Origin of the sequence: Sphingobium sp. (assembly GCF_003248505.1) — a bacterium.
GTDB lineage: Bacteria > Pseudomonadota > Alphaproteobacteria > Sphingomonadales > Sphingomonadaceae > Sphingobium.
Genome location: NZ_QFOA01000121.1, coordinates 1 through 6,191 on the forward strand (window position 1 = coordinate 1; position 6,191 = coordinate 6,191).

General features: G+C 60.7%; 9 protein-coding genes. 5 read left to right on the forward strand and 4 right to left on the reverse strand.

Annotated elements, in window-relative coordinates:
- Positions 1-78: 78 nt before the first annotated feature.
- Positions 79-180: a DUF2274 domain-containing protein gene (locus DI606_RS19115; protein ID WP_293985503.1), complete on the forward strand. Its 102-nt coding sequence runs from the start codon at positions 79-81 to the stop codon at positions 178-180.
- The gene (locus DI606_RS19120; RefSeq protein ID WP_367119496.1) at positions 177-413 is read left to right on the forward strand and encodes a helix-turn-helix domain-containing protein; all 237 of its coding nucleotides are present in this window, start codon (positions 177-179) and stop codon (positions 411-413) included. The genes DI606_RS19115 and DI606_RS19120 overlap by 4 nt, the downstream gene beginning before the upstream one ends.
- On the opposite strand, the gene DI606_RS19125 is transcribed toward DI606_RS19120, so the two are convergent.
- Entirely contained in the window at positions 410-1,024 is a 615-nt protein-coding gene (locus DI606_RS19125; protein WP_293985492.1) for an AbiEi antitoxin N-terminal domain-containing protein, read from the reverse strand. The genes DI606_RS19120 and DI606_RS19125 overlap by 4 nt on opposite strands.
- A 200-nt stretch (positions 1,025-1,224) precedes the next feature.
- Between DI606_RS19125 and DI606_RS19130 the strand changes: the two genes are divergently transcribed.
- From DI606_RS19130 to DI606_RS19140, 3 genes are all read left to right on the forward strand, one after another.
- Entirely contained in the window at positions 1,225-1,437 is a 213-nt protein-coding gene (locus DI606_RS19130) for a type II toxin-antitoxin system Y4mF family antitoxin (protein WP_093017288.1), read from the forward strand.
- Positions 1,434-2,687, forward strand: coding sequence for a type II toxin-antitoxin system HipA family toxin (locus DI606_RS19135; RefSeq protein ID WP_293985493.1), 1,254 nt, complete (start codon positions 1,434-1,436; stop codon positions 2,685-2,687). Before DI606_RS19130 ends, DI606_RS19135 begins: the two co-directional genes overlap by 4 nt.
- A 357-nt stretch (positions 2,688-3,044) precedes the next feature.
- Positions 3,045-3,371, forward strand: coding sequence for a hypothetical protein (locus DI606_RS19140; RefSeq protein ID WP_293985495.1), 327 nt, complete (start codon positions 3,045-3,047; stop codon positions 3,369-3,371).
- Between the two features lie 119 nt (positions 3,372-3,490).
- On the opposite strand, the gene DI606_RS19145 is transcribed toward DI606_RS19140, so the two are convergent.
- Genes DI606_RS19145 through DI606_RS19155 form a run of 3 tightly spaced genes read right to left on the reverse strand, consistent with a single transcriptional unit; the run spans position 3,491 to position 5,974 of the window.
- A complete protein-coding gene (locus DI606_RS19145) occupies positions 3,491-3,637 on the reverse strand; it encodes a hypothetical protein (protein WP_293985497.1) in 147 nt (48 codons plus the stop codon).
- Between the two features lie 31 nt (positions 3,638-3,668).
- Positions 3,669-4,805: an aminotransferase class V-fold PLP-dependent enzyme gene (locus DI606_RS19150; RefSeq protein ID WP_293985499.1), complete on the reverse strand. Its 1,137-nt coding sequence runs from the start codon at positions 4,803-4,805 to the stop codon at positions 3,669-3,671.
- Positions 4,802-5,974 carry a monodechloroaminopyrrolnitrin synthase PrnB family protein gene (locus tag DI606_RS19155; protein WP_293985501.1) on the reverse strand — a complete coding sequence of 391 codons (1,173 nt, stop codon included), beginning with the start codon at positions 5,972-5,974 and terminating at the stop codon, positions 4,802-4,804. The genes DI606_RS19150 and DI606_RS19155 overlap by 4 nt, the downstream gene beginning before the upstream one ends.
- Between the last annotated feature and the right edge of the window lie 217 nt (positions 5,975-6,191).

A 6,191-nucleotide genomic window follows, 5' to 3' on the forward strand; every position in this document is an offset into this window, starting at 1 on the left:
CCGCCCCCGCATCGGGGGAGCCATGGGGTTCTGGGCAGTGCTGGAGGCACCGATGGTTTTTATTTCCAACCGCCATTTTTGGCTGGACTGTCAGGATATGTAGCGGAACTCATCCCTGCGATGCTGACGGCATTCCTCGAAAGCGATCGCGGGTTTGCGCGTTCGCGGACCAGATCATGACCCGCGGGTTGAGTGACGACGAGCGTCGAAAGCAGGCGCTCGAGGCGATAGTCGAGCAGGATGCACTGCCGATGGAACCGCTCACCGTTCGGATCAAGACGGCGGTCAAGTTGACGGGTATCGGCCGTTCGACCCTCTATGAGCTTATCCAATCCGGCGAGATCGAAACCGTCAAGATCGGGCGGTCCACGTTCATCCCGTACCGATGCATCAAGCGATTGGTCGAGCGCTAGCAGGTGAGAGCTTCGAGATAAGGCCGCATGATACGCCATGCGCCGCCGGCGATGGCCGCTTGCGCGATCACGCCCGGGGTCGCTCTGCGCTGGGCAAGGGCCGCGCGCAGCCCCTCCACCGCAATGGAGCGTTCGACCAGCCTGGAGTTGCGAAACAGATCGGCGAGCGTTTTCGGAACCGAGTAGACCGGGACGCTGACGCCCGAGATCATGTGATGCTCGACGCCTTGATGGAGATATTTCTCGCTGAGCCGGATAATCCGCGTGGGAGGATAGAAAGCGACGGGCGACCAGTCTCCGCGGCCGATCGCAACCCACACTCTGCGCGGCATCTGGTCGGTGAGTTCGTGGAATGCGAGCGCCGAAACCATGGCGATCACCCCCTTCGGGATTTTCTTTACGGTCTCTGCAAGCGCATGAGCGGCATCAATCGGCGCGTCCGGGCGCTGATAGAGTCCACGCGCGACCCGCTCGATCTCACCAGCCTTCACCGCACGCGCGATCGTTTCCGAGGCTATTCCGGCGCTGCGAAGTTCCCGAGCACGCAGAAGGGCGCTGCATTCGAGCAAGCGCGTCAGGCGATCACGCTGGTTCGCGGTGTCGGTGGCCATGTGACAATTCCTATGACAAGATTAGAATATATCAAGGTTTTGTCACATGGCTTTTTTCGGGGCGGATTTCGTAGGGTTGCCATGAAATTCCCGATCGGGAATAATTCAGCCCTTCGAAGATCCGCTTGTCATAAATTTCCCGTTCGGGAATAATTGCCTTGTTTAGGCGGGCCGGATGACTTATATTCCCGATCGGGAATATGGATAGCAACGCACTTGGCAGGATCGTCCGGGAAGAACGCAAGGCGCAAGGGTTGCGGCAGCAAGAGCTCGCCGCAGCTTGCGGTGTCGGAGTGCGCTTCATCGTCGACCTGGAGGCAGGCAAGCCGACGCTGCAATTGGGCAAGGCATTGCAGGTTCTTGCGACCCTCGGCTGCGATGTTTCCATTGCAACGCCGGCACGCATCAAATGAGCAAGCAGCTTTCCATATGGTGGGGCGGTAAGGTCGCCGGATTCCTGCACCTCAACGACTATGGCGACATGGGGTTCAGCTACGCACCCGAATGGCTCGAAGACGCCGACGCGCCAGCGCTGTCCTTCTCGTTGCCAAAGCAGGTGGAGCCGTTTGGCAGAAGGGTATGCCATTCCTTCTTCGGCGGTATTCTGCCGGAAGAGGGGCAGCGTAGCGCGATCGCCAGGGCATTAGGCGTTTCGGCCGGGAATGAATTCCAGTTGCTGGAGCATCTCGGTGGCGAAGTCGCCGGCGCACTGATGCTGTTACCGGAAGGTCAGCTTCCACCTGCACCTGCGAGCGGAGCGCCTGACATTCTTGATGATGAGCGTTTGCTGCAATTACTGCAGCATCTGCCGATGAGACCCATGCTCGCCGGCGAAGGCGGTCTGCGCCTATCCCTGGCGGGCGCGCAGTCCAAGCTGCCCGTCCTGCTGATCGATGATCATATCGCGCTCCCGGCACCGGGGCAGCCCACCAGCCATATTCTCAAGCCACCGATCGCGCGGTTCGAGCAGACGACCGAGAACGAATATTACTGCATGACCTTGGCCCGGGAGATCGGGCTGGACGTGGCATCGGTCACCATTCGGAGGGTCCGGGATCAACCCTTCCTGCTGATCGAGCGTTACGACCGAACTCTGGACGCCGACGGCCGGTTGGTTCGCCTTCATCAGGAAGATTTTGCCCAGGCATTGGGCGTCCCGTCACAGCGCAAATATGCCAGCGAAGGTGGTCCCACGTTCAAGGACAGCTTCGCCCTGCTGCGCCAGGCCGCCACCCGCCCCGCGCGCGACATATTGAAGCTGGCGGATGCGGCCATCTTCAATCTGATCATCGGCAATGCCGATGCGCACGCCAAGAATTTCAGCCTGCTGCACATCGATGGGGCAATCCGGCTGGCGCCGCTCTATGACCTACTTTCCACGGTCGCCTATCGCGATCTGTCGCCCAAGCTGGCGATGAAAATTGCGAAGAAGGCAACGCTGGAAGAGATCGAGTCACGCCACTGGGATCGGTTCGCGGAGGACGTCAATATTGGTGCCCCTTATCTTCGGCGTCGCATATGGCAGTTGTGCGAGGCGACCTTGGCGCAATTGGATGCGCCAGACAGCAGCCTGAAACAGAGGCTGCCAGGCAGTGAGAACTTTGTCAGGTTTGCCGATCTGATTGCCGATCGGGCCAGGCGCTTGCTCATCAAGGCGGGATGACCCGGCCAGCCTCTGGGCTTGGGTCGAGTTGTCTGAGGCGTTCGGATTTTAGGTTATTGTGCTGCGCCGAAATTAGGCTTTCGTGCCGATCAACGCCTGGAGCGAATCACGCGGCTGACGGGCTCTATTTCGCACTTGAACATGCGCCAAGGGACTCGAACCTCCGAAGTAAAAAGTCCCAGGGTATCGATTATGGTATCGACCGACGCCAACCATAGTAAGATACTGAATTATAGAAATAAATATGCTGTTTTCGAGTCCTCTTCTGCTTGAAATCCGAGGACGTCCAGCGACGTCCGGGCCTGTCCGGCCAGCCAGAGACCGTGACAGGCTCGCACTCGATTTTTATGAAAAAATTTGCGCTGGAGTCCCAAGTATAAGGGCGGCGCTCTGGCGGACAAACCTGATTACAAAGCGATGCTGACCGAAGCACGGCATCGTTTCCCCAACGCTGAATTCCGTATTCTCATCCTGCCGCGCAAGGATGGCAAGCCGATGAGCCTCAGGCTGAAGCTGCCCGCCGAATGGCTGCCCAACGGACGCATGAGCATCACCTTCGACGCGGCAACCGCCGAGGTGCTTGCTTCCCGCGACTCCCTCAAACTGCGGGGCGGCGCGCGGCGTTCAACATGGCCTTCCCGATCCACGCATCGAAAGTCGGCGGATGGCCATGGCGTATCCTGATGACGGTTTCGGGCCTCGCGATGATGATGCCCGGCAGCTTTGCTATGTAGAGTTTCTTGTTCAGCCGAACGGCCGGAGATCGCAAGCGTCGCGGCGCAGGCGCGGTGGAAAAAGCAAAGCTAGCCAGCCTTCTTGTCGCGCTCCATCCGCTCCAGCGCTTTTCGCTCTTCGTAATCCTCTGTAAAGTTCATCTCGAACTCGATCGGCTCGGCGACGCTGGTCGCTTGATAGTCGATCTTTCTTGCGATTTGACCATGTTGCGTCACCGACTGCTCCTCTTTTTCTGTCGATCCGGCGTCAGGACAGGTTGAGCGCTTTGACCATGGAGCCCATCGCACTCGCTAATTCCTCGGCATCCTGTAGCGTGTTGAACAGGTGGAACGATATTCGCAGGATCGACCCCCGACGGTCGATCCTGCACTGGGCAGAGCGGAGCAGCCTCTCCGCTTGCTGCGCGCAATCGCCCAGATCAAGGCATAGCGTGCCGCCGCGTCCAGACAGGTCGATGCGGTCGGCCCATTCGGCGGGTAGCATCTTGCGCAAATGGTCGAACAATTGCCTGTTGTGGGCGAACACCCTATCCACACCGATCCTGCCTATGGTCCGCAAGCCGGACTGCGCGACGATATAGGGTGCGATCGACGGCGTCCCGCCCCAGAACCGGCGTGCATCCTGAGCCGGGTAGAAATCGGCGATGTCGAACGCAAACGGGTCGGCATGGCTGAACCAGCCCCGATCGGGCGGGGAAAGGCGTTCGATGTGACGCGGATCAACCCACAGAAAGCCGGCGCCGGGGCCGCCGCAGAGCCACTTCACGCACGAGCCGACCACGGCATCGGCCCCCAAAGCGGCAACATCGAGCGGGATGACCCCCGCCGATTGGCAGATATCGATGATGGAGAAGACCCCGGCCGAGCAGGCGAGATCCACCAGCACCGCCAGCGGCGAGAGCAACCCGCTGTTCGAATGGACATGCATGAAGACGGCTGCCGCCACGTCCGGGGACAGGGCCTGACGCCAGTTGGCAAGGTCGGTCGGGTCGCCGTCGACAAATTGTACATGGTAGCCGAATGCTTCAAGCCCCGTCAGCGCAAAGCCCACGGAAGGAAAGGCATGGCGCGAAATCAGGACGGTCCGTCGCCCGGTTCGCGGCAGGGACGAAACGAGTTTGAAGGTCGCAGCCGACACGCCAGGTTGCGGGCACCATTGTTCCGGTTCCCCTCCCAGTACCGCGGCAAGTTCCCGGCGAAACCCGTCGATGGAGGCGAGCCAGTGCGGCCAGGCATCCGACCCGCTGTCCGCCCATGGATCGAAAAAGGCTTCGTCCAGATCGCGCCGAGCGTTGTCAGGCAGGCAGCCGACGCTGTGGCTCAACAGATAGATGCCCGACGGAACATGGAAGCTCTCCCCGGCAACATGGCGAAGCGCGCTCATGCGACGAGCGCCTTGAGCCGGGCAAGATCGTCATGCCTGGTCGGAACCGACGCGTCGGCCGCGGCCCGGCGATAATCGCGCAGGAGCGCGAGCGCGCGAAGCAACGCATCGAGGGGAGGGCCGCTTGCCGTGATCCCTTCGAGCCGGCTTTCGTCGAGTCCCTGGGACGGCATGGCGATGAAGCGCGCGACCAGCGCATCGTGGTGCTGAGTGGCATATTGGCCGAACAGCCCACAGACCTCCAGCAAGGCACGGCCGTTGCGAATATACCAAGGCTCGGAAGCGTTCTCGTCCGCCAGGGCCAGCAATTCGTCAAGCAGGCTCCGGTGCCGCATGCATTCGCGAAGACGGTCCTGATCGGCAGGTAGCATGAACGGCATCTTGTCGACGAGCAGCTGCGAATAATAGCTGTCGTTCGCACGACACAGGCCAAGAAGCAGGTCGATTTCGTTGATGCCCGAAAAATCTCCGGCGTTCGCGCCGCGATATTCCTGTCGCCCGACGCGATAGGGCTTGTAATACGGGCGCACGCTGAAGAAGAAGCGCTGCGGATCGAGCGTGTCGAACAGGCGGCCGTTTATCTCCAGCACTTCGCGAAGCGCCGATGCGGCATGCTCCAGCAGCATTTCGGCGATGGGACTGGAAATGCCGAGCGGAACGATACGGCGCAGGGCATCTGCTGCGCGTTGCAGACCGAGAATGCCTCGCGTGTTCTCGTCGATAAAGAGAAACTCGTCGGGGAGACTCGTGAAGCTCTTGCGGACTCCGCGGACCGCAAGATTGTGCGTCGCGAGATGTGCGGTGGCGAAACGCGGCGCCATACCGATCGATGCGCCGACATGTTGGGCCAGCGATGATGCTTCGACGAATGGCGAGCTGGTTTCGCGCGACGGGTTGGTCAGCTCGTGTCGACGCAGTGCGCCGAGGTACAGACCGACATTGCCCAGCACGCCCAGAGCGCTCTCGAAACCGTCGCCGGTGTTGCCCTCGCCCAGCAGGGCGACGATGAACGCGTGCCCCTCGTCCCGTAGTGCGGCCTTGAGATCGTCGCCGACGCCTTCGACGTTCGATCGGTCCGCCTGCGCGAAATAGCGTTCTTCCAGCTCGGTATTATGCGCCACGAAATCTGTGCGGATCCAGCGATCGAAGCGTTGGACGTTGCTCGTCATGCGTTGATATCCTTTTCTCTTCGCCCTGGGCGAGGAACCCGATGCCGCAGGTTCGATCAGGCGAGGCCGCGACGAACCAGCAAGGCGGCCGGATCGCAATCGCGTCCCCGGAATGCCTTGTTGGGGTGGACGGCTCCCAACGGCATCGCAATGTGCCAGAGTGAGTGCGTTGCAAGACTCAATCAAGGGAGCCGCCCGTGGAGCAAATTACCCGCAT